Source organism: Amycolatopsis sp. NPDC114503, assembly GCF_055633655.1.
On the sequence record NZ_JBVKDT010000012.1, the window covers coordinates 61,927 to 88,789 of the forward strand.

23 protein-coding genes are annotated in these 26,863 nt (G+C 68.8%); 21 read left to right on the forward strand and 2 right to left on the reverse strand.

Annotated elements, in window-relative coordinates; translation table 11 throughout:
- Window positions 1-49 precede the first annotated feature (49 nt).
- Complete coding sequence (locus ACZ7OI_RS38300; RefSeq protein WP_470269006.1) at window positions 50-1,645, forward strand: ABC transporter substrate-binding protein; 1,596 nt, start codon at window positions 50-52, stop codon at window positions 1,643-1,645.
- Window positions 1,646-1,711: 66 nt separating this feature from the next.
- Here ACZ7OI_RS38300 and ACZ7OI_RS38305 read toward each other — a convergent pair whose 3' ends face one another.
- Window positions 1,712-2,095: a RidA family protein gene (locus ACZ7OI_RS38305; RefSeq protein ID WP_470269007.1), complete on the reverse strand. Its 384-nt coding sequence runs from the start codon at window positions 2,093-2,095 to the stop codon at window positions 1,712-1,714.
- Between the two features lie 117 nt (window positions 2,096-2,212).
- Here ACZ7OI_RS38305 and ACZ7OI_RS38310 point away from each other — a divergent pair, with 117 nt between their 5' ends.
- From ACZ7OI_RS38310 to ACZ7OI_RS38355, 10 genes are all read left to right on the forward strand, one after another.
- Window positions 2,213-2,593, forward strand: coding sequence for a RidA family protein (locus ACZ7OI_RS38310; protein ID WP_470269008.1), 381 nt, complete (start codon window positions 2,213-2,215; stop codon window positions 2,591-2,593).
- On the forward strand, window positions 2,590-3,720 hold the full coding sequence (locus ACZ7OI_RS38315; protein ID WP_470269009.1) for an LLM class flavin-dependent oxidoreductase: 1,131 nt from the start codon (window positions 2,590-2,592) through the stop codon (window positions 3,718-3,720). Before ACZ7OI_RS38310 ends, ACZ7OI_RS38315 begins: the two co-directional genes overlap by 4 nt.
- On the forward strand, window positions 3,713-4,048 hold the full coding sequence (locus ACZ7OI_RS38320; RefSeq protein ID WP_470269010.1) for a RidA family protein: 336 nt from the start codon (window positions 3,713-3,715) through the stop codon (window positions 4,046-4,048). The genes ACZ7OI_RS38315 and ACZ7OI_RS38320 overlap by 8 nt, the downstream gene beginning before the upstream one ends.
- Window positions 4,045-4,815, forward strand: coding sequence for an alpha/beta fold hydrolase (locus tag ACZ7OI_RS38325; protein WP_470269011.1), 771 nt, complete (start codon window positions 4,045-4,047; stop codon window positions 4,813-4,815). The genes ACZ7OI_RS38320 and ACZ7OI_RS38325 overlap by 4 nt, the downstream gene beginning before the upstream one ends.
- Before the next feature lie 12 nt (window positions 4,816-4,827).
- Window positions 4,828-6,354 carry a GMC family oxidoreductase gene (locus tag ACZ7OI_RS38330; RefSeq protein ID WP_470269012.1) on the forward strand — a complete coding sequence of 509 codons (1,527 nt, stop codon included), beginning with the start codon at window positions 4,828-4,830 and terminating at the stop codon, window positions 6,352-6,354.
- Window positions 6,355-6,416: 62 nt separating this feature from the next.
- A complete protein-coding gene (locus ACZ7OI_RS38335; RefSeq protein ID WP_470269013.1) occupies window positions 6,417-7,673 on the forward strand; it encodes an LLM class flavin-dependent oxidoreductase in 1,257 nt (418 codons plus the stop codon).
- Window positions 7,670-8,524, forward strand: a complete 855-nt coding sequence (locus ACZ7OI_RS38340) for an SDR family NAD(P)-dependent oxidoreductase (RefSeq protein ID WP_470269014.1) — start codon at window positions 7,670-7,672, stop codon at window positions 8,522-8,524. Before ACZ7OI_RS38335 ends, ACZ7OI_RS38340 begins: the two co-directional genes overlap by 4 nt.
- Window positions 8,525-8,622: 98 nt before the next feature.
- Entirely contained in the window at window positions 8,623-10,179 is a 1,557-nt protein-coding gene (locus tag ACZ7OI_RS38345; RefSeq protein ID WP_470269015.1) for a class I adenylate-forming enzyme family protein, read from the forward strand.
- 42 nt (window positions 10,180-10,221) lie between these two features.
- Entirely contained in the window at window positions 10,222-11,814 is a 1,593-nt protein-coding gene (locus ACZ7OI_RS38350) for an aldehyde dehydrogenase family protein (protein ID WP_470269016.1), read from the forward strand.
- A gap of 17 nt (window positions 11,815-11,831) precedes the next feature.
- Window positions 11,832-12,281, forward strand: coding sequence for a nuclear transport factor 2 family protein (locus tag ACZ7OI_RS38355; protein ID WP_470269017.1), 450 nt, complete (start codon window positions 11,832-11,834; stop codon window positions 12,279-12,281).
- Here ACZ7OI_RS38355 and ACZ7OI_RS38360 read toward each other — a convergent pair.
- A complete protein-coding gene (locus tag ACZ7OI_RS38360) occupies window positions 12,278-12,976 on the reverse strand; it encodes a TetR/AcrR family transcriptional regulator (protein WP_470269018.1) in 699 nt (232 codons plus the stop codon). The genes ACZ7OI_RS38355 and ACZ7OI_RS38360 overlap by 4 nt on opposite strands.
- A gap of 215 nt (window positions 12,977-13,191) precedes the next feature.
- Between ACZ7OI_RS38360 and ACZ7OI_RS38365 the strand changes: the two genes are divergently transcribed.
- The 10 genes from ACZ7OI_RS38365 (at window position 13,192) to ACZ7OI_RS38410 (ending at window position 26,818) form a co-directional block, all read left to right on the forward strand.
- Window positions 13,192-14,277, forward strand: a complete 1,086-nt coding sequence (locus tag ACZ7OI_RS38365) for an NAD(P)H-dependent flavin oxidoreductase (RefSeq protein ID WP_470269019.1) — start codon at window positions 13,192-13,194, stop codon at window positions 14,275-14,277.
- Complete coding sequence (locus ACZ7OI_RS38370) at window positions 14,277-15,476, forward strand: CaiB/BaiF CoA transferase family protein (protein ID WP_470269020.1); 1,200 nt, start codon at window positions 14,277-14,279, stop codon at window positions 15,474-15,476. The genes ACZ7OI_RS38365 and ACZ7OI_RS38370 overlap by 1 nt, the downstream gene beginning before the upstream one ends.
- Before the next feature lie 33 nt (window positions 15,477-15,509).
- Window positions 15,510-16,370, forward strand: coding sequence for a mycofactocin-coupled SDR family oxidoreductase (locus tag ACZ7OI_RS38375; RefSeq protein WP_470269021.1), 861 nt, complete (start codon window positions 15,510-15,512; stop codon window positions 16,368-16,370).
- A 40-nt stretch (window positions 16,371-16,410) separates the two neighbouring features.
- Window positions 16,411-17,892 (forward strand): aldehyde dehydrogenase family protein, encoded by a 1,482-nt coding sequence (locus ACZ7OI_RS38380; protein WP_470269022.1) that lies wholly within the window; start codon window positions 16,411-16,413, stop codon window positions 17,890-17,892.
- A gap of 16 nt (window positions 17,893-17,908) precedes the next feature.
- Window positions 17,909-18,775 (forward strand): SDR family NAD(P)-dependent oxidoreductase, encoded by an 867-nt coding sequence (locus ACZ7OI_RS38385; RefSeq protein WP_470269023.1) that lies wholly within the window; start codon window positions 17,909-17,911, stop codon window positions 18,773-18,775.
- The gene (locus ACZ7OI_RS38390; RefSeq protein WP_470269024.1) at window positions 18,772-20,517 is read left to right on the forward strand and encodes a class I adenylate-forming enzyme family protein; all 1,746 of its coding nucleotides are present in this window, start codon (window positions 18,772-18,774) and stop codon (window positions 20,515-20,517) included. Before ACZ7OI_RS38385 ends, ACZ7OI_RS38390 begins: the two co-directional genes overlap by 4 nt.
- 37 nt (window positions 20,518-20,554) lie before the next feature.
- Window positions 20,555-20,779 (forward strand): hypothetical protein, encoded by a 225-nt coding sequence (locus tag ACZ7OI_RS38395; protein ID WP_470269025.1) that lies wholly within the window; start codon window positions 20,555-20,557, stop codon window positions 20,777-20,779.
- A gap of 9 nt (window positions 20,780-20,788) precedes the next feature.
- A complete protein-coding gene (locus tag ACZ7OI_RS38400; protein ID WP_470269026.1) occupies window positions 20,789-22,843 on the forward strand; it encodes a hydantoinase/oxoprolinase family protein in 2,055 nt (684 codons plus the stop codon).
- 13 nt (window positions 22,844-22,856) lie between these two features.
- On the forward strand, window positions 22,857-24,797 hold the full coding sequence (locus tag ACZ7OI_RS38405) for a hydantoinase B/oxoprolinase family protein (RefSeq protein WP_470269027.1): 1,941 nt from the start codon (window positions 22,857-22,859) through the stop codon (window positions 24,795-24,797).
- Between the two features lie 875 nt (window positions 24,798-25,672).
- Window positions 25,673-26,818 carry a lactonase family protein gene (locus tag ACZ7OI_RS38410; RefSeq protein WP_470269028.1) on the forward strand — a complete coding sequence of 382 codons (1,146 nt, stop codon included), beginning with the start codon at window positions 25,673-25,675 and terminating at the stop codon, window positions 26,816-26,818.
- Window positions 26,819-26,863 lie beyond the last annotated feature (45 nt).

Here is a 26,863-nt window from a genome sequence, read left to right on the forward strand (position 1 = left end):
AAGTTAAAGGGCCGGGACAACGAGGTCCCGGCACCGGAGAGGCGGGCACGTGCACGAGAACCTGTTTCCTGCCCTGACGAGACGGCGGCTGCTCGGCGCGGCCGCCGCCGGAGCGGCCGGCCTGGCGCTGGCCGCGTGCTCCGGCGGACCGCCCGGGCAGTCGCCGGTCGAAGCCGGGGACGCCGCGCCGAGCGGGCCGCGCAAGCGGGGCGGCACCTTCCGGTTCGCCCCGTCGGACTTCGCCGGGACGGTGTCCATGGACCCGCAGGCCTCGGACTCGTCGTTCGCGCTCGCCACGGCGCTCACCGACACCCTGATGGCCAGGGACCATGCCTGGCGTCTTCAGTCGGGGCTGGCCGAGGAGTTCGAGCCCGCGCCGGGAAACTTCGCGAGCTGGACGATCCGGGTCCGCGACGGGGTCACTTTCCACCATGGCAAACCGCTCGGCGCGGACGACGTCATCCACACGATCCGGCGCAATCTCGACCCGAAGAACCCGGGTTTCTCCGCCGGGCTGCTGGCCTCGATCGACCCGAACCGCCTGACCGCGCTGGACAAGCGGACCGTGCGGCTGGAGCTGAAATCGCCGAACTCGCAGCTGCGCGACGGCTTCGCCGAGGCCCCGACCGGCATCGTCCCGGTCGGGTTCGACCCGAAGAACCCGGTGGGGACCGGGCCGTTCAAGTTCCGCAGCTTCCAGCCGGAGCAGCGCTTCGTCGGCATCCGCAACGAGAACTACTGGCGCCGGGACGGGCCGTACCTCGACTCGCTCGAATTGGTCGGGTTCAGCGATCCGATCACCGCGCGGACGAACGCGTTGATCAGCGGGCAGATCGACGGAATGGACCGGGTGCCGGCGAACTTGACCGCGCAGGTGCGGGCGAGGAGCGATCTCGCGCTGATCGTGTCCGAGACCGGGGCGTTCGAGTTCACCGGCATGCGGTGCGACAAGGGCGCGCAGTTCAGCGACAACCGGGTCCGGCAGGCGTTCAAGCTGATGCTCGACCGAGACCAGATGGTGAAGACGCTCTACGCGGGGTTCGGGGAACCGGGCAACGACGTGGGCGCGTGGGCGAGGATCGATCCCGCGGTGGACGGCTCGATCCCGCAGCGGCACCAGGACCTCGACCGGGCCAAGTGGCTGCTCAAATCGGCCGGGATGGTGGGCATGCGCGTCACTTACCGGGTCGGGCTGGTGGAGCCGAGCGCGATGAGCACCGCCACGCTGATGGTCGAGTACGCGAAGGCGATCGGCGTCGAAATGACGATCGCGCCGGTGCAGAACCTCTCGTCGTTCTACGGACCCGAGTACTACAGCTCGCAGATGAAGAACAGCTACGACTACACCCAGTCCCTCTACGACAACGCGTCCTACTGCTGGCTGCCCACCGGCGGGTTCAACGGCGAGCATTTCGACCACCCGAAGGTCAATTCGCTGTTCGCGCAGGCGATGAACACCACCGGCGGCAAGTACGAGGAGCTGATGCACGAGCTGTCGCGGGTTATTCACGACGAGGGGCCGTGGCTGGTGTGGGGGAGGCACAACATCCCGGACGCCTGCCGGAAGAAGTTCACCGGGGCCCGCAAGGACGCGTCGGGTCTCGGCTTCAACGGTTTCCGGTGGGACGAAATCTCGCTGGCGTGACCAGCGGAAACGGATCGGGATCGGGTCGTGTCCGATCCGGTTCCGCGGGAAAAAATCCGGTTCCGGTCAGTCCGCCGTCGCGATCACGTCGATTTCCACCCGGCACGCTCCCGCGAGGCCGGCGACCGCCACCGAGCGGATGGGCTTCGGGCAGCCCGCGAAATACTCGTCGAAAGCCGTGAGCATTTCCGGAATATGTTCGGCGGCGCTGACATAGCAAGTAGCCTTGAGCACCCCGGAACGAGTTCCGCCCGACCCTTCGACGACCTCCCGGATCTGGTCCAGGACGACGCGCGTTTCGGCGGAAGCCGTTGCGGTTCCCGGTAGCCGGCCGAACGTGTCCAGATCGAGAGCCATCCCGCCGGCGAACACGAGGCCGCCCGCGATCGCGGCTCCGGAAAGTCCGAACCGGTCGGCCGCGACCGGATCGTCGGTGAGGAAAACAGGCACGGGAAACCTCCTGGGTTCTGCGGGGAAGGGAAGGAAAAAGCTGGAATTCTCGACATCATACCAAACGGTAGGTATGTTGAAAGCGCCACCGAGACCACGATGTGCCGGGAGTTGTGCATGGCGACTTATCTCGAACAGCGAAAGCGTCCGGGTTCCTCCAGCGGTTCGGCGAGCGGAGATTTCGTGTTCGCCTCCGGAATCGCGATCGACCCGGAGACGATGCGCCGGGTGCCGGAGGCGAACACGGTCGGCGAGGAGACCCGCGTGGTGCTCGCCTTGCTCGAAGACCAGCTCGCGCAGGCCGGCTGCGGACTCCGCGACGTCGTGAAGACCACCTGCTACGTCCGCGAGGAGACCGATCGGATGGAGTTCGTCCAGGCCTACCGCGACGTGTTCGCGCCCGGTCCGTATCCGGCCCGGTGCACGGTCGCCCTCGGCCTGGCCGGCGACTGCCGGGTGCAGATCGATGCGATCGCCTACCGGGGAGCGCGGTCGTGAGAGTCGACCTCCTGCACGCGCTGGAAAACAAAGACGACGCCCGGCCCTGGCACGAAATCCTCGAGCAGGCGCGGCGGCGGTTCGTCCTCGCCGACCGGCTCGGCATCGACGGGATCTGGGTCGGCGAACACCATTTCGACCACATGGGCGTCGACCAGTCGCCGAACCCCGCGTTGCTGCTGGCCGACCTGGCGAGCCGGACCAGCCGGATCCGAATCGGCATCGCCGCAGTCATCCTCCCGGCGTGGCATCCGATCCGGCTCGCCGAAGACCTGGCGATGCTCGACCAGATGACCGGCGGACGGCTGGACGTCGCGCTCAGCCGGGGCATCCTGCAAGCGGAGATCGTCAACCTCAACGCCGAAGCCGACCGGTCCGACGACGCCCGCAGCAAGGCGATCTTCGGCGAGCGTCTCGGCCTGCTGCGCGCTGCCTGGTCGCAGGATCCGCTGAAGTGGAGCAGCGAGCGCTTCGAGTACCCGCATCCGGACACGAAATGGCCGGGCGGTCCGAGCAAGTACACCGACGAGAGCGGCAAGGCGACCGGCATGGCCGTCGTCCCGCGCCCCCGGCAAGCGGGCGGGCCGCCGCTCTACAGCGTCACCGACACCACTGGCGGGTTCGTCGCGGCGGCGCAGCAGGAGCTGAAGACCATCACCTGGTTCCCGACCCGCGGCGTGCTCGACGGCCTCAACGCGTCTTATCGGGACGAGGCGGAGCGCTCCGGCCGCCCGCCGCTGCAGAAGGGTTCGGCGGTGCTGCGCGGATGCCTGATCGCGCCGACGGACGCCGAGGCGCGCGAATTGGCCGAGCCCGAGGTGACCAGCTCGTTCGCCTACATCGAGAAGGTGCGCGGCATCAAGGTCTGGCTCGACGAGAGCGAGGACCCGGACGATCCGGCGATCCGCGCGACCGCTCCGTTCGACCTGCTCTTCGAGCGCGACCATCTGCTCGTCGGTTCGCCGGACACCGTGGCCGAGAAGATGATCCAGTCCGCGCGCGCGAACAACGCGTCGCACTGGGTTCTCTCGCCGTCGCTGACCGAGGACGACCACTGCGTGGAGCGGACCATGCGGCTGCTGGCCGAAGAGGTCCTGCCGAAGGTGAGGTCGGCTGTCGATGACTGACACCGCGGCGTTCGAGGTGCGTTCCACCCGCGAGTTCGCGTTCGTTGGCTCTCCTCTTCCCGAGCCGCATCGCGACACCCGCTCGCTGGCCGAGGAGATCCGCGCGGCGATGGCGGGCGTGCAGGCCGGTCTTGAGAGCGTCGGCTGCGCGCTGACCGACCTCGTGAAGGCGACCTGCTATCTGGCCGATGACTCGTACCGCGGCGACTTCTGGGATGCCTGGGCGGGGTGGTTCCCGGCGGACGCGCATCCGGTCCGGCTCACCTTGGTCACCGCGCTCCCGCACGAGGACCGGGTGCGATTCGAAGTACTGGCGGCGCGGGCATGATCCTCGAACACTCCGAATGGGGCGACCCCGAAGCACCGCCGCTCGTCTGCGTTCACGGCGTCGGCTCGCACGCGGGGGAGTTCCGTCGCGTCGCGACCCGGCGGTGGGCGCGGCAGTTCCGGGTGATCGCCTTCGACCTGCGCGGGCACGGCCGGTCGGGCTGGAATCCGCCGTGGACGCACGCCACCTACGCCGATGACCTGCTCGAATCCGTCGACGCGCTTGGCTTGGACCGGCCGGACTGGCTCGGATTCTCCTTCGGCGGCAGGCTGCTGCTGGACCTGACGGCGCGCCGCCCGGAGATGGTCGGCCGCGCGGTGCTGATCGAGCCGGTCATCCGGATCTCGCCGGAGCTGGCCCGGCACCGGGCGGAGCAGGAGCTGACCGGCGACGTGTGGGACTCGGTCGCGGATTTCCTCGGCAGCAGGGAAAACACGGGCGACCGGAAAGTCGATCCGGAACTGCTGGCCGAGGTGGAGACCCAGTTCGACCCGCTGCCGGACGGCCGGATCAAGCGACGCACCAGCCAGGCCGCGATCGTGGCGGTCTTCAGCGAATTCGCCGCGCCCGCACCGCCGCCGGAGACCCTCACCCGGCCGGCGCAGCTGATCTACGCGCCCCAGTTCGGCCTGGTGACCCCTGAGCAGCGCGCGGCTTACGAGCCGTACCTGGCCGACATCGTCGAGGTGCCCGGTCAGCACGCCGTGTTCTGGACGGCGTTCGAGGAGACCGCGGCCGCGGTGGAGCGTTTCCTGTCGTCGACGTGAGAGGGCGGTTCGATGGACAAGTTTGACTTCGTCGTGGTCGGCGGCGGGTCGGCCGGCTGCGTAGTCGCCGCGCGGCTGAGCGAAGACCCTGGTGTGTCCGTCCTGCTGCTGGAAGCGGGCGGCGACGAACGACGGGATGACGTCTCGGATCCGGCGCGGTGGGAGGACCTGCAGAACACCGACGCCAATTGGGGTTTCGAAACGGTGGTGCAGTCCGGGACTGGCCGCGCGCATCCAGCGCCGCGCGGACGGGTGCTCGGCGGATCCGGCTCGATCAACTGCATGACGCACCTGCGCGGGCACCGGCTCGACTTCGACCATTGGGCGAGTCTTGGCGCGGAGGGCTGGGACTACGCGGGCGTGCTGCCGTATTTCCAGCGATCCGAGCACGTTCCCTTCGGAGATCCCCGTTACCGCGGAACCGGCGGGCCGTTGCGGCCGCGAGCCTCAGTCGATCCGCATCCGATCGGCGAGGCGTTCGTCCAGGGCGCGGTGAGCACGGGGCATCAGAAGACAGCCGACTTCAACGCCGCGGAGATGTCGGGCGTCGGGCACCCGGAATCCCTTGTCCTGGACGGTTGTCGCGAAAGCACCGCCACGGCGTATCTGCGGCCCGCGATGGCTCGCGAGAACCTGACGGTGCGCACCCATTCGACCGCGCTGCGGCTGATCGTGCGAGACGGACACTGCCACGGCGTCGAGTATCTGCGGGACGGCGTCCGGGAGTCGGTTTCGGCGGGTGAGGTGATCCTGTGCGCAGGCGCGGTCGGCTCGCCGCACCTGCTGCTGCTTTCCGGGATCGGACCAGCGGACGAACTTTCGGCCGCGGGCGTCGAGCCGGTGTGCGACTTGCCGGGCGTCGGCCGCAACCTCCAAGACCACATCCTGCTGGCCGGTATCCGTTACCACGCGCGGCGCCCGCTCACGGCCACCGGAATGGACGGGGCCACCCTGCTCGCTCGCACGGACGGCACTGACCACGGCTCGGACCTGAACCTCTGCGTGATGAACTTCGACTACCACCTGAGCTGGCAGGACCCCGTTCCGAACAGCTTCACCTTCGCGATCGGGCACATGCGCCCGGCGAGCCGGGGTTCGGTGCGGCTCGCATCCGCCGATCCGCTGGCCGCACCGTTGATCGACCCGGCCTACGTACGGGAACGCGGCGATCTGGACGAACTCGTCAGGGGAGTGGAGCTGGTTGACGAGATCGTGCGGACGGGTGCGTTCGACGAGTGGGACGGCTGGTCGGACACGACCGCGATGCTGCGCCTCGGCCGCAGGGAGCTGGAGCACGCCGTGCGCGAGTCGATCAGCAGCTACTTCCACCTTTCCGGCACTGCCCGGATGGGGACCGACGACGAGGCGGTCGCAGACCCGGAGCTGCGCGTCCGGGGGATCGACGGACTCCGGGTCGCGGACGCGTCGGTGATGCCGACCGTCGTGTCCGCCAATACCAACGCGGCCAGCATCATGATCGGCGAGAAGGCCGCCGACCTGGTGCGCGACCGCTGCCTGCGTGCCTCGCCGGTCTGTTGACCGGGCGCCGACGAGTTTCAGGTTCCAGATACCAACCGGTCAGTCTCAACTGAGGAGGCATCATGTCCCAGCGCCCGCCCGGTGCCCGGCCAGGCGTCCGTGCCGAACTCCTGCGTGGTCCGTTCGATCCGGGCGGCCAGCCGGAACTGCACCGCGACAAGCACATGCACCTGTCGCTCTTCGCGTGGAACGTCAGCAGCGGGCTGTCGGCAAGCAAGGCCGTGCTCAGCGACCCGGAGCGGCACCAGGTGTTCTGGAAGTGGCCGTCCGCCGCGAAACTGCTGCGCGCGACCGAGGAAGCCGGGTTCGACAGCCAGCTGCAATACGGGATGTGGAGCGGTTACGACGGGGCGACCCGCTGGAATAACTCGCAGCTGGACTTCGCGACCGCGGCGACCGGTTCGGCCGCGATCACCGAACGGATCGGCATCTACACGACGATCCACGTGGGATACCGGATCCCGCCGCTGCTGCTGGCCAAGATGACCGCGTCGATGGACCACCTTTCCGGCGGCAGGCTCGGCGTGAACATCGTGGCCGGGCAGAATGCCGTCGACTACGCGCAGTTCGGGCTCGTCGGCCCGCCGTCGCAGCAGGTCCGCTACGCGATCGCGGACGAACTGGTGACGGCGCTGAAGTACCTGTGGTCCTCGGAAGAACCGGTCGACTTCGAGGGCGAGTACTTCCAGTTCTACGGCGCGCAGATCGATCCGCTCCCGACGAGCCGCCCGCGGCCGCTGTTGATCTGCGCGGCCGGTTCCGACATCGGTCTCGACTTCGCGACGAGGCAATGCGACGCACTGTTCATCACTGCCGACGACAAGGATCTCGACGGCTACGCCCGCCGCGCGGCGAAAATTCACGCGATGGCCGCCGAACACGGGCGCAAGGTACGGATCTGCGCGATGTGTTACGTCGTGATGGACGAGACCGACGCCAAAGCTGCCGAGACGACCGATTGGATGCGAAGCCAGATCGACCGCGACGCGCTGGAGGTCTGGCTGACGCGCAGCGGGCACATCATGAACAGCGAACGGCAGGAGGTCACCGAGGACCAGTTCGGCGAGGGGCGGGCGAAGAGCGGGGCGAACCAGGACCCGTACCTGGGCATCGGCAAGGAGCACTACGAAAGCCTCGGCATGGGGATGGGCGCCTACCAGCTGTTCGGTTCTTACGAAACGGTGGCCGACCAGCTGATCGACCTGTATGAGTCCGGAGTGGAGCAGGTCGCGCTGTGCTTCTTCGACCCGCACAAGGGCGTTCAGCAGATCCGCGACCACGTCCTGCCGCTCCTGCGCAAGCGCGGCTACAACCTGTGACACCGCGGTCGGGGCCGGTCGCGATCGTCACCGGCGGCGGAAGCGGCATCGGCCGCGCGACCGTCCTGCACCTGGCCGCCGAGGGCTACCGGGTGGTCGTGGCCGACCTGAACGCGCCTGCCGCCGAGGAAACCGTCGAATCGGCCGGCGGCTCCGCCCTGGCCGTGCGCGCGGACGTCAGCCGCGAGCCAGACGTCGCCGCCGCGGTGGCGGCCGCGATCGACCGTTTCGGGCAATTGGACGTGCTGGTGAACAACGCCGGGCTGGGCGGCGCTTTCGGTCCGATCACCGAAATCGAAGTCGAGGACTGGGACTTCACGTTCGCGGTCTTGACGCGCGGCACCTTCCTCGGGATCAAGCACGCGGCGCGCGTGATGACCGCCGGGGCGAGCATCGTCAACATCGGCTCGGCCGCGGCATACAGCGGCGCGACGCTGGCCTCGACCGCGTACTGCGCGGCCAAGGCGGCCGTCCTGAACCTGACGATGTCGGCGGCCGTAGAACTGGCTCCGCGCCGCATCCGGGTCAACGCGGTCTGCCCGGGTCTCGTCCGCACTCCGCTGCTCGAGTCTGGCCGCGGCGACGCACTGGCGGCGGCCAACCCGCCTGGCCAGCCGTGGCCGCGGTGGGGCCAGCCCGAGGACGTCGCACGCGCTGTCGGCTACTTGGCAGGCCCTTCGGCGGGATTCGTGACCGGGCAGACGATCGTTGTCGACGGCGGGCTCACCGCGGCGGGTCCCGGGCCGGATTTCCCAGCCGCGCTGGGGACTGATCTGCGCGCCCAAGGCCTGGTCGGAGTCAACCGGGGGACGACCGGGGAGCGCAGCGAGGTGCGCCGCCGCATGTCCTGACCCTTGACATCCGGCGACTTGCATATGAAATATTCCGTACGCGTCGGCAGTGGTCCCCTCGCCGGTCGCCGAGCCGTTTCCCGCATTGGAGGGTGAACGTGAGCTTCGAACTCCCCGGTCCGACCGTTTCCTCGTTGCTGCGGCGGACTTACGACGTCCATTCAGGACAGACCGCGCTCGTGCACACCGACGGGACGGAGACGACCTTCGGCCGCCTGCGTGAGCTGGCTTCCGGCCTTGCCGGAGCGCTAGCGGAACTGGGACTTGTCCGCGGCGACCGGGTGCTGATCGCCTCGCGCAACTGCGCGGAGTACGTCGTCGTCGACCACGCCCTCTTCTGGGGCGGCTTTGTCCGGGTGGCCGTGAGTTTCCGCTTGCACGCCCGGGAGACCGCCGAGATCGCCGAAGACTGCGCGACCCGCGTCGTCTTCGCCGACGCAGACCGAGTCGCCGAGCTGGACGATGCGCTGCGCGCGGCTGGTGTCGAGACGAAAGTCGTCAGCATTGAATCAGTCGCCGAGTTGGCCGCGCATGGCCCCGTGCCGCCTGCCCCCGCGGAACGCGAAGACCTGGTCTGGATGCCGTACACCTCGGGAACGACCGGCCGCCCCAAGGGCGTCATGCACACCCACCGGAGCATCCTGGCCACGATTCGCAACATGATGGTCGAGCTGCCGCCGATCACCGAGCGGGACACCGTGCTGCAGGTCGCGCCGCTGAGCCATCTGGCGGGTTGGTACGGACTCGTGTACACCGTCCGCGGCGCCCGGCAGCTGTTCGCCGCGGAGTTCGACGCCCGCTGGGCCGTCGAGGCGATCGCCAAATACCGGGTGACCGCCATGCCGATCGTGCCGACGATCCTCGCGATGCTTACCGACGAACTCGAACGCGGCGACCACGATGTCAGCTCGATGCGGACGATCGTCTACGGCGGCTCGGCGATCGCGCCGGCGAAGCTGGCCCGCGCGATCGCGGCGTTCGGCGACGTGTTCGTGCAAAGCTACGGGCTGACCGAACTGCCCATGCCGGTGACCAGCCTGTCGCAGGAGGACCACAAATTCGATCCGGCCGGAGCCGCCCCGGAACGGCTCGCCTCGGCGGGCCGGGTCACCCCGTACATCGAAGTGCGGATCGTCGACGCCGACGGCAACGACGTCCCGCCGGGGGAGAGCGGCGAAATCTGGATCCGCGGCGACATGATGATGACCGGCTACTGGCGCCAGCCGGAGGAAACCGCAGCCTTCCTCCGCCCGGATTCCTGGGCGAGCACCGGCGACATCGGCCGCCTGAGCGACGGCTACCTGTACATCGTGGACCGAAAACGCGATCTGATCGTTTCCGGCGGGTTCAACGTGTTCCCGAGCGAGGTCGAGAAGGTGATCTCCGCCGTGGCCGGGGTCGAAGAAGTCGCCGTGGTCGGAGTCCCGGACCCGCAGTGGGGAGAGAGCGTCCTCGCGGTCGTCGTGCGGCAACCCGGCAGCGACCTCGCCGAAGAGCAGGTGCTCGCCGCCTGCCTCGACTCGATCGCCGGGTACAAGAAGCCGCGCCGCATCGAGTTCGCGGACGAACTGCCGAAGAACTCGTCCGGCAAACTGCTGCGGCGGGAACTGCGCGCGAAATACTGGGACGGCCAGGCCCGCCTCGTGGACGGCTGACTCGCTTCGGGTTTCTCGAATCACCGCTTCGGGAACGGGAAATTGACCACCCTCGCAGCGCCGCTTAACGTCGCCATGGACTCGTTCCCGGACGAAGCGCTCAGTCGTCCCGAGCTGTGCGTGAAGGTGGAAAGCGCGATGGGACAACGAATGTCCGCTGATCCGGCACCCGCGGTACCGCAGTTCGTCTCGGGGGCGAAGAAGAACCTCATCGGCGGTGAATGGACGGACGCAGCCTCTGGCCGCCGGATCGAGGTCGTCAACCCGGCGACCGGGAAGCCGCTCTGTTCGATCGCGCAAGGGGATGCCGCGGACATCGACCGTGCGGTATCGGCGGCGCGCCGCGCGTTCGAGGGAGGGTGGCGCCGATGGACGCCGCATCAGCGACGAAAGCTGCTGCTGAAGATCCACGACGTGGTCTTGGACCACTTCGACGAACTGGCGCTGATCGAGACCCTGGACATGGGCGCACCGCTCGCCCGCACGACAGGCCTCCGCGAGTGGACGTCGCAGGTGTTGCAGTTCTTCGCTTCCCACTGCGACGCGGCGAGGACCGAGACTGTCCCGAATTCGCTGCCTGGCGAATTCCTGACCCTCAAGCACCTTGAACCGGTCGGGGTGGTCGGCGGGATCATCCCGTGGAACGGCCCGCTGATCGGCCTGTGGTGGATTTTCGGACCTGCGCTCGCCACCGGGTGCACGGCGGTTTTGAAACCCGCCGAAGACGCGTCCCTTTCGGTGCTGCGGATCGCCGAGCTGATGACCGAAGCCGGAGTGCCCGACGGGGTGATCAACGTCGTGACCGGCTATGGCGCGGAAGCGGGCCAAGCCCTCGCCGGGCATCGAGGCGTGGACCGGATCGCCTTCACCGGCTCGGTCGGGACAGCGCGGTCGGTCGTGCGGGCGTCGGCGGGCAATCTCAAGCGGCTGCAGCTGGAGCTGGGCGGAAAGTCCCCGGATATCGTGTTCGCCGACGCCGACTTGGACAAAGCCGTGCCGGGCGCGGCGATGGGGGTGTACACGAACAGCGGACAGGTCTGCGTGGCCGGGACGCGCATCCTCGTGCAGGAGGCAATTTACGAGGAGTTCGTGGAGCGGCTGACCGCGTTCACGAAAACGATCCGCGTGGGCGACGGTCTTGATCCGGACACCCAGCTCGGACCGTTGATCTCGCAGCGGCAGCTGGACCGGGTCCTGAAGTACATCGACCTCGGCGGGGGTGAGGGCGCGCGGCTGGCCGCGGGCGGCAACCGCATCGGCGGAGAGCTGGGGCCGGGATTCTTCGTCGAGCCGACGGTGTTCGCGGGTGCTTCGAACGACATGACGATCGCGAGGGAGGAGATCTTCGGGCCGGTCGCCTCAGTGATCCCGTTCGCCGATGCCGACGAAGCGCTGCGGCTGGCGAACGACACCCCGTTCGGTCTGGCCGGCGGGATCTGGACGGAGAGCCTTTCGACCGCGCACCGGATTTCCCGGGGCATCGACGCCGGGACGATCTGGGTCAACTGCTACGGCGTCCTCGACCCTGCCGTCGGGTTCGGCGGCACGAAGATGAGCGGCTACGGCTGGAAGGGCGCCCGCGAGCACGTGGAGAGCTTCCTCTATCCGAAAGCCGTGTACCTCAATCTCGGCTAGCCGGAAAGGATCCCGGAATGACCGGCAAGACCCGCACCCGCGAGGAGAGAATCCAGTGGGCGACCGACGTCGAAGAGATCAAGACGCTGCTTTCGAAGTACTGTCACGGGATCGACAAGCAGGACGAAGCGCTGTTCCTGAGCATCTGGTCCGAGAACGCGGAGTATGTGCTGCCTCGCGGCGAAGGGCGGGGGATCGAAGGCGTCCGCGCGCTGGTGCGTAAGGTGTGGCAGCAGGTGCCCCGGTGCCATCACCACATCACCAACCCGTTGATCGACGTCGACGGCGACACCGCGCGGGCGAAGACGGACGTGTTCTACTTCCGGTTGACCGACGACGGGGTGAACCAGTTGCTGTCGGGTGCATACGAGCTGGAGTTCGCCCGGCGCGACGGCGAGTGGAAGATCCGGCGGATGGAGTTCAGCCCGTTCGTCTCGACCAGTCCGGTCTTCGCCGAAAACCCTTAGTGCCGGGGTTCTCCGAGCGGTGGCGGAGAAAACACCGGCGATAGCGCTCCAGCAGTCGTGCTGGCCGTGGGAGCGGGCGCTTTCGGACCGGACAGGGCGTTGCGGATGAGGCGCTGCGCAGTCGCGAGGATTTCGTCGAGGCTGCCGCGCGCGGGGTTCCACCACTCGGTGGCCCAGTTGACCGCGCCCAGCAAGAACATCCGGGCCGCGCGCGGGTCGAGGCCGGGATCGATCTCGCCGGACTCGACGCCCGCCTTGATCAGGTCCCGCCACAATTGCCCAGTGGCGCGCTGGTGTTCCAGCTGACGGGCCCGGATGTCCGGCGGCAACTGGCCGAGGGTCCGCATCGCGGCCGCGGTGTAGGCCGATTCCTTCAGCACCATCTCGAGGTGACCGGCGTAGGCGGCGCAGATCCGGTCCATCGCCGTCGCGTCCGGGGGGAGCGCGGCGAGCCGGGCGCGGACGTTGTCCACCGCGATCCGGTCGCCGATGTTGACGACCTCCTCGAGGATCGCCTCCCGCGAGTCGAAGTAGTAGTAGACCGCGGGCACTCGCAGCTGCGCCAGTGTCGCGATCTCCGACAGCCGGGTGCCGTCGAATCCTTTGCGGCTCAACAGGTCTGCCGCGGCGTCCAGGATCCGTCGCCGGGTCCTGTCCGATTTGCGCTCCCGGTCTCCGCCGTCCGCCTTCGTCACCTGACCACCTTCCCGTCACGGAAAATCTATCGGTTGCTCGAAGAACTGGGCAACCCCGGCCGTGGCTTGCAGCATTTTCGAAAGAGTGCTAGAAAAATGTCCAACAGCCGCCGTCGGGCACCGGCCCGCCCCTGCGAGCTGAAAATATATTAAATACTTTCGATGATCTCCGGCCCGCGGTCGATCTGCCGCCGGGACGGCACGGAGGAGGACTCATGTCGCCCATCCTGCGGACCCCTGTCTGCGAGTTGCTGGGGATCGACGTTCCGATCCTGCAAGCGGGCATGGGCAATGTCGCCTACGGGCGGCTCGCCGCCGCGGTGTCGAACGCGGGCGGGCTCGGCTCGATCGGCGGCATCGACATCACCCCGGAGCAGGTCGACGAGGAGATCCGGGTGTTCCGCGGGCTCAGCGACGGGCCGCTGTGCGTCGACCTCGGGTTCCCGGCGAACGCGCCGAAGGGCCTCTCCGACGTGGCGGTGCCGGAGCTGCCGGGACCGCTCAGGCAGCTGAAGTCCGAACTGGGCGAGCGCGGCATCGAGGTCGTCCCGACGACGGACCAGGCGATCAGTCTCGCGGACAACAAGAAGAAGCTGGAGATCTCCCTCGACCACGGCGTGGAGGTCATCGCCTGCGCGCTCGGCACCCCGACTTGGGTGGTGGAAGCCTGTCACGCCAAGGGCGCGAAGGTGATCAGCATCGTCGGGCAGGCGAAGCACGCCCGCAGCGCGATCCGCAACGGCACCGATCTGGTCGTCGTGCAGGGCACCGAAGGCGGCGGACACACCGGCGACGTCGGGCTGATCACGCTGCTGGCCGAAGTGCTGGAGTTCGCGACGGTGCCGGTGATCGCGGCGGGCGGGCTGGTCAAGGGCTCGCAGATCGCCGCTTGCCTCACGATGGGCGCGCAGGGCGCGTGGGTCGGAACCCGGTTCCTGGCCAGTGCGGAGTCCGGTTCCGAGGACGTGTTCAAGCAGGCCGTGGTGGAAGCCGACTACGACTCGACGCTGCGGTCGCTGTTGTTCGACGGCCTGCACGTGCGCATGCTGCGCAACCGGTTCACCGAGGTCTGGGAAGGCCACGAAGACGAACTGTCCCCGTATCCGGTGCAGCGCGTGCTGACCATGCCGTTCAAGTACGCCGCGATGAAGGCCAAGCTCAAGACTCACATGAGCATGCCCTCGGGCGCGGGGGCCGGCATGATCACCGACCTTCCTGGCGCCGCGGAAATCCTGCACCGTCTGGTCGAGGAGACCGTCGAAGCGCTGCGCGGTGTCGAGAAGACTGTCGAGTTCAGCTGATGGCCGGGCCGCTGGCAGGAGTGAAGGTCGTCGAGATCGGCTCGATCGGCCCGGGTCCGTGGTGCGCGATGATGCTCTCGGACATGGGTGCGGACGTGCTCCGCGTCGACCGGGCCGGGCACGTGCGCGACCACGTTCCGGGCGAGCGGTCCTACGAGTTCGCGACGCTGCGGGGCCGCCGTTCGGTCGGTGCCGATCTGAAGCGGCCCGGCGGCGCGGAGGTGGTGCTGCGCCTGGTCGAGCGAGCCGACGCGCTCATCGAAGGCAGCAGGCCGGGTGTCGCCGAGCGGCTGGGGATCGGCCCGGACGTCTGTCTCGCCCGCAACCCGCGGCTGGTGTACGGCCGGATGACCGGCTGGGGCCAGGACGGGCCGCTGGCGCAGATGCCCGGCCACGACCTGAACTACCTCGCGCTGAGCGGGCTGCTCCACGCGATCGGGCCGGTGGATGGCCGGCCGGTGCCGCCGCTCAACCTGGTCGGCGATTACGGCGGCGGCGGGATGCTCCTCGCGTTCGGCATCGTGTCCGGGCTTTTCGAGGCCGCACGATCCGGGCGGGGGCAGGTGCTCGACGCGGCGATGCTGGACGGTTCGCTGCTGCTCGGCTCGCTGTTCCACGGGCTGCGCCAGACCGGTCGGTGGCGGGACGAACGCGAGTCGAACCGGCTCGACGGCGGTGCTCCGTACTACGGCGCCTACGAGACCTCTGACCGGCGATGGGTCGCGATCGCCGCGAACGAGCCGAAGTTCTACGCGGTCCTGCTCGAAACGCTCGGCCTCACCGACGAGGAATTGCCCTCGCAGGAGGACGAAAGCGGCTGGCCGGAGCTGCGGCGCCGGTTCGCCGAGGTGTTCCGCAGCCAGACCCGGGACGAGTGGGTCGAGGCCTTCCGGTCGCGGGAGACCTGTTTCGCCCCGGTGCTGACCTTGGCCGAGGCTCCGCGTCACGAGCACAGCGTCGCCCGTGCGGCGTTCGTCCCGGTGGACGGAGTGCTGCAACCGGCGCCCGCGCCGCGGTTCGCCCGCACGCCCGGCGCGGTGGCCGGACCGGCGGCCGCGCCGGGCGAACACACCGAGAAAGCCTTGCGCGACTGGGGTTTCAGCCAGGATGAGGTCGCCCGTCTCCTCGCCGAGCGGACAGTCGTGCAGAACGCCGGCGCGGCCGGGAGAAGTCCGGCCGAGGCAGCTGCCTCGAGTTGACCCACCACACAGCCACGTTCAAAGGAGAACGGTATGGGGTTGCTGGAAGGAAAGGTCGCGCTGATCACCGGTGCGGCGCGCGGGCAAGGTCGGGCGCATGCCGTGACCTGCGCGCGTGAAGGCGCTGACGTGATCGCCGTTGACCTGAGCGGGCAGCTGTCGTCGGTGCCGTACGCGATGGGGACTGCGGACGAACTGGCGGATACCGTGAAACTCGTCGAGGCGCAGGGTCGGCGAGCGTTGGCGGTGGAAGCCGACGTGCGCGATCAGGCGGCGGTCGACGCCGCTGTCGCCGCCGGGCTCGCCGAGTTCGGCGGGATCGACATCCTGATTGCCAACGCCGGGATCTGGACCCGCGGCCGGTTCTGGGAACTGAGCGACGAGACCTGGCAGCAGATGATCGACGTCAACCTGACCGGCGTCTGGCGCTGCGCCAAAGCTCTCGCGCCGCATCTGGTCGAACGCCAGTCCGGTTCGATCGTGATCACGTCGTCGGCGAACGGCCTGGAGCCCGGCGCGAGCTACGCCCACTACAGCTCGGCCAAGCACGGCGTGCTCGGGCTGATGAAGACGATCGCGCTGGAGCTCGCCCCGTACGGCGTCCGGTGCAACGCGGTCTGCCCCGGCGCGATCAAGACGCCGATGACCGACCACCAGGACGTGTACGACATGTTCGCCGGTCACGAGGGCGGCACCCCGGAGGAAATGACGGCGGCTGGGTATCGCTTCCACGCGCTCAAGGGACAGTCCTTTATGGACCCACAGGTCGTCGCGGACGCCGCGCTGTACCTGAATGCGCCGCTCGCGTCCGCCGTGACCGGGGCGGCATTGCCGGTCGACGCCGGGCACCTGATCCTCACCGGCGTCAACCAGCAGCCGGTGACCGGCGAATGACCGTGCCGAGAACGAACATCGGAGAGGAGCGCGCGAGCGCATGAGTGTGGTGGACAGCCGTGAGGAACTCGTCCTCGACGGAGACCTGCGCGTACCGGAGCCGGGGGCGCTGCTGATCGGGGGCCAGTGGCGCCCGTCGTCCGGCGATGAGGCCACCAAGGTCGTCTCGCCGATGACGGAGGAGGTCGTCGCGGAGGTCGTGGCCCCGACTAGGGACGACGCCGACGCGGCGGTCGCAGCCGCGGCGGAGGCGTTCGAGGGGCCGTGGCCTCGGCTGCCGGTCGAAGAGCGGATCAAGGTGTGCCGGCGGTTCTGCGACCTGCTTGAGGAGCGTGCGGACGAGATCGGTCTCGTGTGGGCGGTCGAGGCGGGCATCCCGGTCCGGTGGAGCCGGACGCTGCATCGTTTCGCGGCGAAGGCGGCGTGGCGAACCGCGCTCGCGGTCGCGGAGGACGCGCTTGCCCCCGAGACCCGCTCGACGCCGGTCGGCGAGGTGCGGATCGAGCACGAGCCAGTCGGGCCGGTGCTGGCGGTCATGCCCTACAACGGTCCCCTCCCGACCGTGGGCAGCAAGGTAGTGCCCGCCCTGCTGGCCGGGGCGACGGTCGTCGTGAAGGCAGCGCCGGAATCAGCGTTGATGATGCGGATCGTCGCGGAGTGCGCCGCCGCGGCGGGGTTCCCGCCGGGAGTGCTGAGCGTGCTGGCCGCCGGGGCGGAGGTGTCCCGGCATCTGTCCCGCGACCCGCGGTTCGAGATGATCTCGTTCACCGGCGGCCCGGCGACCGCGGCCGACATCCTCAGGCAGAGCGCGGATCTATTGCCGCGCACGGTGTTCGAGCTGGGCGGGAAGTCACCGGCGGTGCTGCTCGACGACGTAGACCTCGAGCGGGCTCTGCGGCCGCTTGTGGCCGGGGCGATGAGCGGGGCGGGTCAGGTGTGCGCGGCGTTGTCGCGGGTGCTGGTCCCCGCGTCGCGGCACGACGAAGTCGTCACTGCGCTCGCCAGTGCGTACCGGGCACTGCGGATCGGCGACCCGCGGTCGAAGGACACCTACCACGGCCCGCTGGTTACGCGGGCGGCACTCGACCGGATCCGGCGCGTCGTGGAACGGGCGCGCGAGCAGGGCGCGACTGTGGCGACCGGGGGCAAGCAGCCGGAGGGGTTCGACGTCGGCTGGTTCTACGAGCCCACGCTGCTGACCGGCGTCGCGGAAGACGACGACGTCGCACAGAACGAAGTGTTCGGCCCGGTCACCGTCGTCCTGCCCTACGACGACGTCGACGATGCGGTCCGGATCGCCAACGGCACCCAGTACGGCCTGGCGGCGAGCGTGTTCTCCGCGGATCCCGAGCGCGCGCTCGAGGTCGCCCGGCGAATCCGCGCGGGGTCGGTGGCGGTCAACACCTTCGGGCCGACGATGGCGGCTCCGTTCGGCGGGGTCAAGCGGTCCGGCTGGGGACGGGAGTGCGGACCCGAGGGAATTCGCGAGTTCGCCGCGGTCAAACAGGTTCTGGTCGGTTGAGACGAAAGGACGGCAGATGGGCAACGAAGTAGTGCTGGTTACCGGCGGAGCGAGCGGGATGGGCCGCGCGTCGGTGGCGCGATTCCTCGACCGCGGGTTCGACGTGGTCATCGCTGACCTCAACCAGGAGGTGGCCGAGCGCACGATCGCCGAGCTGGACGCTGGCGACCGGGTGCGGTTCGCGCACACCGACGTCAGCGACGAGACGCAGTTCGAAGCCGCGATCGCGCAGACCGTGGACAGCTTCGGCAAGCTGGACGTACTGGTCAACGCCGCCGGGGTGGGCGGCGCGTTCGGCCCGTTGACCGAACTCGAGGCCGACGACTGGGACTACACGTTCGACGTCGTGCTGCGCAGCGTGTTCCTCGGCGTCAAGCACGCCGGGCGGGTGATGCGGGCGCAGGGGACCGGCGGGGCGATCGTCAACTTCGGTTCAGTGGGCGCGTTCGCGGCCGGTGCCGGAGTGCAGGCGTATTCGGTGGCGAAGGCAGGCGTGCAGCACCTCACGAAGATCGCTGCTTTCGAGTACGCCGCCGATCGGATCCGCGTCAACGCGGTCTCGCCGGGCATCATCACGACGCCGTTGATCGGCCTCACCGCCGAGGATCTGAAGCCAGTGCTGGGCACGGTGCAGCCGCTGCCTTACGCGGGTGAGCCCGACTTCGTCGCGAGCGTGGTGTCGTTTCTCGCCAGCGACGACGCGAAGTTCATCACCGGCGAAGTGATCACCGTGGACGGTGGCATGATCGCCGCGGGTCCGCAGCTGGGGAACCTCGTCAACAACAACCCGGCGCTGAACGGACTGGTTGGCGTGAACCGCGGCAGCACCGGGCAGAAGTCGAGGGTGCACCGCACCGTGGATGTGGCGAGGAGCCCGCAGTGACCGCGGACCGGCCGTCGATCGCGCAGCGGCGGGCGGATTTGGAACGGGAGTTCTCCCCGTGGCGGCCCCGCACTCTCGACGAGCACTTCGAGCACGTAGCGGCCCGGTTCGCGTCGCGTCCGTACGTGATCGCCGGTGAGCGGGTGTTCACCTATGAGGACGTGCTGTGGCAGGCGCACCGGTTCGCCGACGGACTGGTGGCGCTCGGCGTTCGCCCGGGAGACCACGTCGGCCTGCTGATGGCGAATTACCCGGAGTACGCGCCGCTGAAGCTGGCTATCGCCCGGGCCGGCGCGGTGGCCGTGCCGCTGAACTTCCTCTACCGCGCCCAGGAACTCGGGTTTGTGCTGCGCCAGTCGTGCAGCCGCGTGCTGATCACGATGACGTCCTACCGGAATCAGGACTACCTCGCGATGCTCGACGAGCTGGCGCCCGGCTGGGCGCGAGCGGGCTCGATCGGATTCGGCGACCTGGAACGCGTGATCACCCTGGACCCGGAGGGCAAGGGCGAAGGCCGCGACGGTGTGCTGGACGTGCCCGAACTGGGCCGGATCGGCGCCGCCAGCCCGGGTGCGGCGCGCGGCGGCCTGCGTGGGCCGCTGGAGATGTCGGACATCATGTACACCTCCGGGACCACCGGCGAACCCAAAGGTGTGCAGCTCAGCCACGACGCCTTGCTGCGCCAGGTGTACGGCTCGGCCTACTGCCGCGCGCTGCCGGACGGCAACCGGTCGGTGTTCGCGCTGCCCTGCTACCACATGTTCGCCTACGAGCAAGGCGTGCAGGCGGCGACCTTCGTCGGCGGCACTGTCCTGCCGCAGCCGAAGTTCGACGCCGGAGAGTACCTGCGCGCGATCGAGCAGTACGGCGTGAACGACGTGCTCGCGGTGCCGACGATGAGCGTCGCGCTGGTCGAACATCCCGCGCTGCGCGACACCGATCTGTCTTCCCTGGAACGGATGCTGTCGGCTGCCGCGGTCGCGCCGACGTGGCTGTGGGAGCGGATCCGCGACGACCTCGGCGTGCGAGAACTGACCACCGCGTACGGGATGACCGAGGTCGGCGGCGCGACGGTGATGACGCAGCCGGACGATCCGCTGGCAGTCACCGCGTCCACGGTCGGGCGGCCGAAGCCGAGCGGGACCGCGAGCGCTGCGGGCGGACCGATCGCGGAGTACCGGATTCTCGACCCGGTGACCGGCGAACCCGTTCCCCGCGGTGAGGCCGGCGAACTCGTCGCGCGCGGCCCGACGACGATGCTCGGCTATTGGAACCGTCCCGAGGCGACGGCCGCGGCGCTGCGGGACGGGTGGCTGTACTCCGGCGATCTCGGGCGCGAACTGCCCGACGGCTCGCTGGTGATCACCGGCCGGTCGAAGGACCTGTTCAAAAGCGGCGGCGAACTCGTGATGCCCAAGGAAGTCGAGGATTTCCTTTCGGGGCAGCCGGGAGTCAGCCAGGCGTTCGTGGTCGGCGTGCCCGACGACCGCTGGGGCGAGGCGGGCTGCGCGTTCGTCGTGCCGGAACCGGACGGCGCGCCCAGCCCGGAGGAACTGGTCGAGGCGTGCCGGGCGAACCTCGCCCGGTTCAAAGTCCCGCGGCACGTGTTCGTGCTGGGCGCCGACGAGGTGCCGCAGACCCCCACCGGAAAAGTGCAGAAGTTCAAGCTCGTGCCGATGGCGCGGGACCGGCTCGGGACGGACGTCTCTGTTCGGGCGTTGAGCCCGGCCGAGCCCTCCTAGCGCGAGCCTTTCCGATCAGGCGAAAGAGGAGAGATCAATGGCGATCACCAATCCGCGCCCGACCGAACCGACGTTGTCGGTCCCTCGGGAAAACGTCGAGGGCACCTGCGCGGCGTGCGGCGCGCAGCGGTTGCAGGCGTATCCGGTCCTGTCCGAGGAAGGCTGGTTCGACGTCGTCAAATGCGCGGAGTGCCTGACCGACGCGCGGCGCACCCCGGGGCCGAAGCTCGGCCCGATCGAACTGCTGGCCGACCGGATCTGAGGAGCGGACATGGCTGAGCGCAAGAACATGATCGGCGTCGACGTCGGCGGCACCTTCACCGACATCGTGTCGATTTCCGGCGGCCGGATCGAGACGGTCAAGGTCGCGACGAACGTCACCGAAAGCTACAAGGCCGTGCTGGAAGGCGCGTCCGAAGTGGACGTCGCCGCGGCTGCGGCGTTCAACCACGCGAGCACGCACGGTCTCAACGCGGTCATCACGCGACGGCTGCCGAAAATCGCTTTCCTGACCACCGAGGGCCATCGCGATCTGCTCGACATGGCCAGGGCGTGGCGGCCGCCGGAGGCGAACACTGACCCGCGCTGGCACCGCAGCTTCGGCGACGTGACCGCGCCGATCGTGCCGCGCTACCTGCGCCGCGGCGTGCGCGAACGGCTCGGCGCGGACGGCACGGTAGTGATCCCGCTCGACGAGCAGCAGGCCCGCGAGGAGCTGCGGATCCTGGCCCGGTGCGGCATCGAGGGGGTGGCTGTTTGCCTGCTCAATTCCTATGTGGACGGCAGTCACGAGCGGCGTCTGCGCGAACTGGTCGCCGAAGAGATCGGGGACGTCGCGTGCTCGATCTCGAGCGAGGTTTCCCCGCTGGCACGCGAGTATCCGCGCGCCTCGACCACCGTCGTCGATGTGCTGATGAAGCGCATCTACGGTCCGTACACTCGCGAACTGGCCGCCGGGCTCACCGGGCTCGGCTTCACCGGCGACCTCAACTTCGCCGACTGCGCGGCGATGCTCGCGCCGGTCGAGGTCGCGATGGAACGGCCGTCCCGGATTGTTTTCTCCGGCCCCGCGGCCGGCACGGTCGCCTGTGCACACCTGGGCGAGCTGATCGGCGAGCCGAACCTGATCTGTACCGACATCGGCGGCACCTCGAGCGACATCAGCGTGGTCACCGGAGGGAAGCCGTTCGTCAACACGACTTTCGAGCTGGAACACGATCTGATCGTGAACACGCTTTCGAACGAGATCGTCAGCGTCGGGGCAGGCGGCGGCAGCATCGTCAGCATCACGCCGACCGGCGAGGTCAAAGTCGGCCCGGAAAGCGCGGGCGCGGACCCTGGTCCGGCGTGCTACGGCCGCGGCGGCGCGGCGCCGACCACGACCGACACCTTCCTGATGATGGGAATCCTCGACCCCGACCGGTTCGCCGCCGGGCGCTCGCGCCTTGATCCAGAGCTGGCGCGGGCCGCGTTCGAAAACCTCGACACCCAGGCGACGCTGTCCGAGCGCGTCCGGTTCGCCTACCGGATGGCGCTCAACAACGTGGCGGAGGGCATCGTCGACGTGCTGGTGAAGAACGGCGTCGACCCGCGAGACCACGCGCTGGTCGCCTACGGCGCGGCCGGTCCGATGATGCTGCCCGGCCTGCTGGAGCAGATGCACGCGAAGAGCGTGCTCGTGCCGCCGCATCCCGGCCTGTTCTCCGCGCTCGGCCTGGTCAGCGCCGACCAGGTGTACGCCGACAGCCGCACGGCCTACGCGGTGCTCACCCCGGACGCGGCAGACGAGATCGACGCCGTCTACACGGGCATGGAAGAAGCGATGAAGCGTTCGCTGGGCGAGGACGCCGAGCGGATCGCGTTCACCCGCTCCTTCGACGGCCAGTTGATGGGCCAGGTCTGGGAGACGCCGTTCGTGGAGGTGCCGAGCGGGAAGATCACCCCGGAGTCGGTCGAAACGATGACCGCCAATTTCCACGACGGGTACGAGCGGCGTTCCGGCAACCGCTTCGAGGGCATGCCGGTGCAGGGCGTCACCTACCGGCTCACCGCAGTGGTGCCCACGCCGAAGGTCGACTACCCGGTGCCGCCGCCGCGGCCTGCGGGCGAAGCGCCGCGGGCGGTCGGCACGATCACCATCCGGCACCTGGAAGAGAACGATCTTGAGGCCCGCGAGTACGAGCGCGACCAGCTTATGCGCGGCGATGTCATCGAGGGCCCGGCGGTGATCCGCGAGCCGATGTCGACCACTTTCGTGCCGCCGGGGCTGATCGCCGAGGTCGGCCGGATCGGCGAGATTGTCATCACCCGGACGACCGGTCAGTAGAGGAGCGGACACCATGACCGACACCACCACCGAAACGCTGCTTCGCGACCTTGCGGACGAGCAGTTCCTCGAACGCTACGACTGCGACCGGTTCACCGCGTCGGTGCTCGCCAACCGGCTCCGGTACTCCGCGCAGCACGTCACCACGGGCCTGCTGCACCGGGCGTTCTCGCCGATCATCGCGCTCTGCTACGACTTCGCCGCGTGCGTCTGCGCGCCGCCGGAGCAGGACTACGCGATGAGCGCCGTCACCAACGGCCTGTCGATCTTCCTCGGCACGATGTCGGCCGGCGTGCGCGTCGCGGTCGAGGAGTTCGGCCCGGAGAACCTGGTGCCCGGCGATCTGCTGATCTGCAACGACGTCTACCGGATGGGCAACCACTACAACGACGTCTGCTTCATCCGTCCGGTGTTCCACAACGGGCGGATCGCGAGCTTCATCGCGCTGCGGGCGCACCAGCTCGACGTCGGCGGCATCGCGCCCGGCGGGTTTTCCGCGGCGAAGCACAATATCTACGAGGACGGCATCTCGATCAGCCCGCGACTGCTGTACCATGCGGGCGAACCGGTCAAGGAGACGTTCTCGCTGATCTTCGACAACGTGCGGATGGCCGAGCTGATGCTGCCGGACTTCCACACCATGCAGAGCTGCTGCGCTCTAGGCGAGGACCTCATCCAGGAGATCGTCGAGCGGTACGGGATCGAGGCGTACCTGGGCAGCCTGCGCTACGCCTGCGACGCGTCGGCGGAAAGCATGCGCCTGGCGTTCGCCGCAGTGCCGGACGGGGACTACGCCGCGACCGGTTCGCTCGACGCCGACGGCGTCGACGACAGCGAGGAATACGTTGTCGCGCTTACCTTGCGCAAACGCGGAGCGAAGGTGGAAGCCGATTTCAGCGGGTCGTCGCGACAGGCTCGCACCTGCATCAACGCAGGTGCCCTCGATGCCAAGACCGCCATCGGCGTCGGCCTGAAGATGCTGCTGTCTCCGGAAAGCGAATTCACCTCGGGCACCTTCCGCGACGTCGACCTAGTGATTCCGGCCGGATCGATGGTCAGCGCCTTGCCGCCGGACGGCGCGGTCTTCTGCTACTACGAGGTTTCCGCGCTGATCAACACGGTTCTCTGCCGCGCGTTGGGCTCGGTGCTGGGGGAGGCCGCGCTCGGCGGTGATTTCGGCTCAGCCTACGTGCACAACGCGTATGGCGTCGGCCCCGACGGAACCCCTTGGATGTGCTCGGCGATGGCCGGCGGCGAACACGGCCCGCGCGGCGGTTCCGCTGCAGGCGACGGCGACGGGTTCTCTTGCAGTTACATCTTCAACCTGATGTCGCCTTCGACTGAATCGCTTGAAGCGGACTTCCCGTTGCGCATCATGCGGCGCGAGTTCCTCCCGGACACCGCCGGTCCCGGTTCGTTCCGCGGCGGGGCCTCGGTCGCGAAGGACGTCATGTACACCCAACCGGGTCAGCACCAGACCATCCCGCTGCGATTCCGGAACGCCAGCGGCGTCGGGGTTCGCGGCGGCAACGACGGCGCGCTCGGCGGGGTCTGGATCTTCGGCAGGGACGGCGCGGAGACGACCGGTCCGGAGACACTGGTCCCCGCGGACACCTCCTCCTACGTCGGCGCAGTCGCCGTCGCGGGCACGCTGGACCCGAAGACGCAGGCTCCGCGGCCGGACGGCGAGTACTTCTACTACGGCCGGGACCCGGGCTGGGCGACCGAAGCCGGGGCCACCTGGCGGTACGTGACCAACGGAGGCGGCGGCTGGGGCGATCCTCTCGACCGAGACCCCCAGCACGTGCTGCGCGACGTCCGCGACGAGTACGTGACGCTCGCCGCCGCCGAACGCGACTTCGGCGTCGTGATCAACGGAGACCCGCACGCCGACCCGGAAGGGCTTGTGCTCGACCTGCCCGCCACTGAGAAAATTCGCGCCGCCCGGCGCTGAGGGACAGCCAGCAGAGGGAAAACAATAGGGTCCACATTCGACGCGTTGTCGCTGGCCGCCCCCATGGCGCGGCCTCCTGGGCCCGACTGGCTGCGCAGTGCCGTCGATGCGGTCGGGTCGGTCGCGGCAGCGGTAGACGCGGATGAGGTGGTGGTTCGCGAGGAGCGGTGGTGGGCGGACTTCCTGCTGGAAGGCGAGGCCCGCCCACGACCGTGGAAAACGTCCAGCTCGTGTCAGAACCGGTGACCGTGCTGCTGCCGCGCATTGGACCGATCGGACCTGAGGGTCGTGCTCACGTCCACGCCCCGGACGGATCTGTCCGGGGTGCATGCGCCGCCGGCCTCCCCGGCCCCGGACGGTGCCGCTGTGGCTGCGCCGGTACGACGTCCCGCAGCCGGCTGAGCGGATGCTGGCCGAACTGGGAAGCCCGGCCAGCATCGGCTGACGGCCGAAGCCGTTGCGGGTGCGGGCGGCACAGCCGTGGTCTGGAAACCTCGCCGATTTCCGCATCGCGGTCGAGCATCTGGCGGTGTCTTGCTCGGCGGGCGGCACCGACCTGCCCTCGACCCATCGCAGCACCGCTTTCCCGCTGCGGCAAGCGGAACGCGAAATGGTCGCTGCCGCGTGCGGACCAAACAGCGCGCTGCCCGCTCGCTAGGCATGAGCCGGTCGACACTCTGCAACCGGATGCGAGCGATGAGCTGTCCAAAGATCTGAACACCGCGGTCCGCTGTTTGCGGGTTTCCTTTCCTAGTCACCGACTCGCGGCGACGAGCAGCCTTCTCGAAGGAAGGGGAACTATGCGCTTTTTCGGAAGCGGACGTTCATTTCGGCGAGGGACACGTATCACGCTGACAGTGTGTACTGCGGCCCTCGTGCCATTGGGAATTCCTTCTCCTTCGCTCGCCGCCGAAAGCGGCGCGCAGCCCGTGGACCGGGCCTACGTGGTCGCGCAATCGGGCGGCGTCGCGACCATCGATCTGTTTTCCGACGGTTCCGTGCAGCGGACTGCTCCGCTGTTCGCCAGCGGCGGGGGAACCTTCAGCATCACCGCTGCGCCGGATCGGAGCCACCTCTACATCGCGCCGGGAACCGGCCTGGGCACCGCGTCGGACCCGACGCAGAAACCTCAATTGGTCACGATTCGCGTAGGGAACGGCGGACAGCTCCAGCCTGTCGGGCAGCCGCTCGATCTCGCCGCGGGCCTGACCCCGGTCAGCGCCGCGTTCTCTCCCGACGGACGAGACCTGTACCTCGGGGTCGGCAACCTCGTCGCGGGATTCGTCAACGGGGCGGTACTGCATTTCCGCATCGGCGACGACGGTGTCCCGGTCCAGCAGGGCAGTCCGGTCCCGCTGGGCCAGCCGCTCGACGGCGCGGCCGAACCCGTCGTCTCCCCGGACGGCAAATCCCTCTACGTGGCGAGCTATCTGGCTTCCTCGATCGTCCGCTTCGCGATCCAGCTGGACGGCAGCCTTTCCCCGCAGCCGGTCGACCGCGTCACCGGTGTCTCGACGCCGATCACTCCCGTGCTTTCGCCGAACGGCCAGTTCCTCTACGTCGCCAACGAACAGGGCCAATCCATCACGGCCTACCGGATCCGGCCGGACGACTCCCTGGAACCGGTGCCAGGTTCGCCGTTCCCGACCGGCAGCATCCCGCACAACTTCGTCTTCAGCGCGGACGGAAAACACCTCTACAGCGCGAACACCGCGGGTGCGAGCCCCGAGGGCCTGCTGACCGGAGACGGTTCGGTGAGCGCATTCGACGTCCGGGACGACGGTTCGCTCGCCCCGCTGCCCGGCTCGCCGTACCGAACCCTTCCCGGCCCGATCATGGTCAACCGGTCCACCGACGGGCATTGGCTGTACGTGACCTCGTCCCGGCAGGTGGCGGGGGACCAGACGGTGATGTTCTCCTCCTACCCGATCCGCCCGGACAGCACCGTGGACACCTCGGTCGCAACCGGCCAGCAGACCGCCGACGGTCCGGAAGCGGTCGTGCTTCCTGCCGACAACTGACGGAAGCTGGGCTTCGACCGCGACTGACGCGGTCGAAGCCCGGTC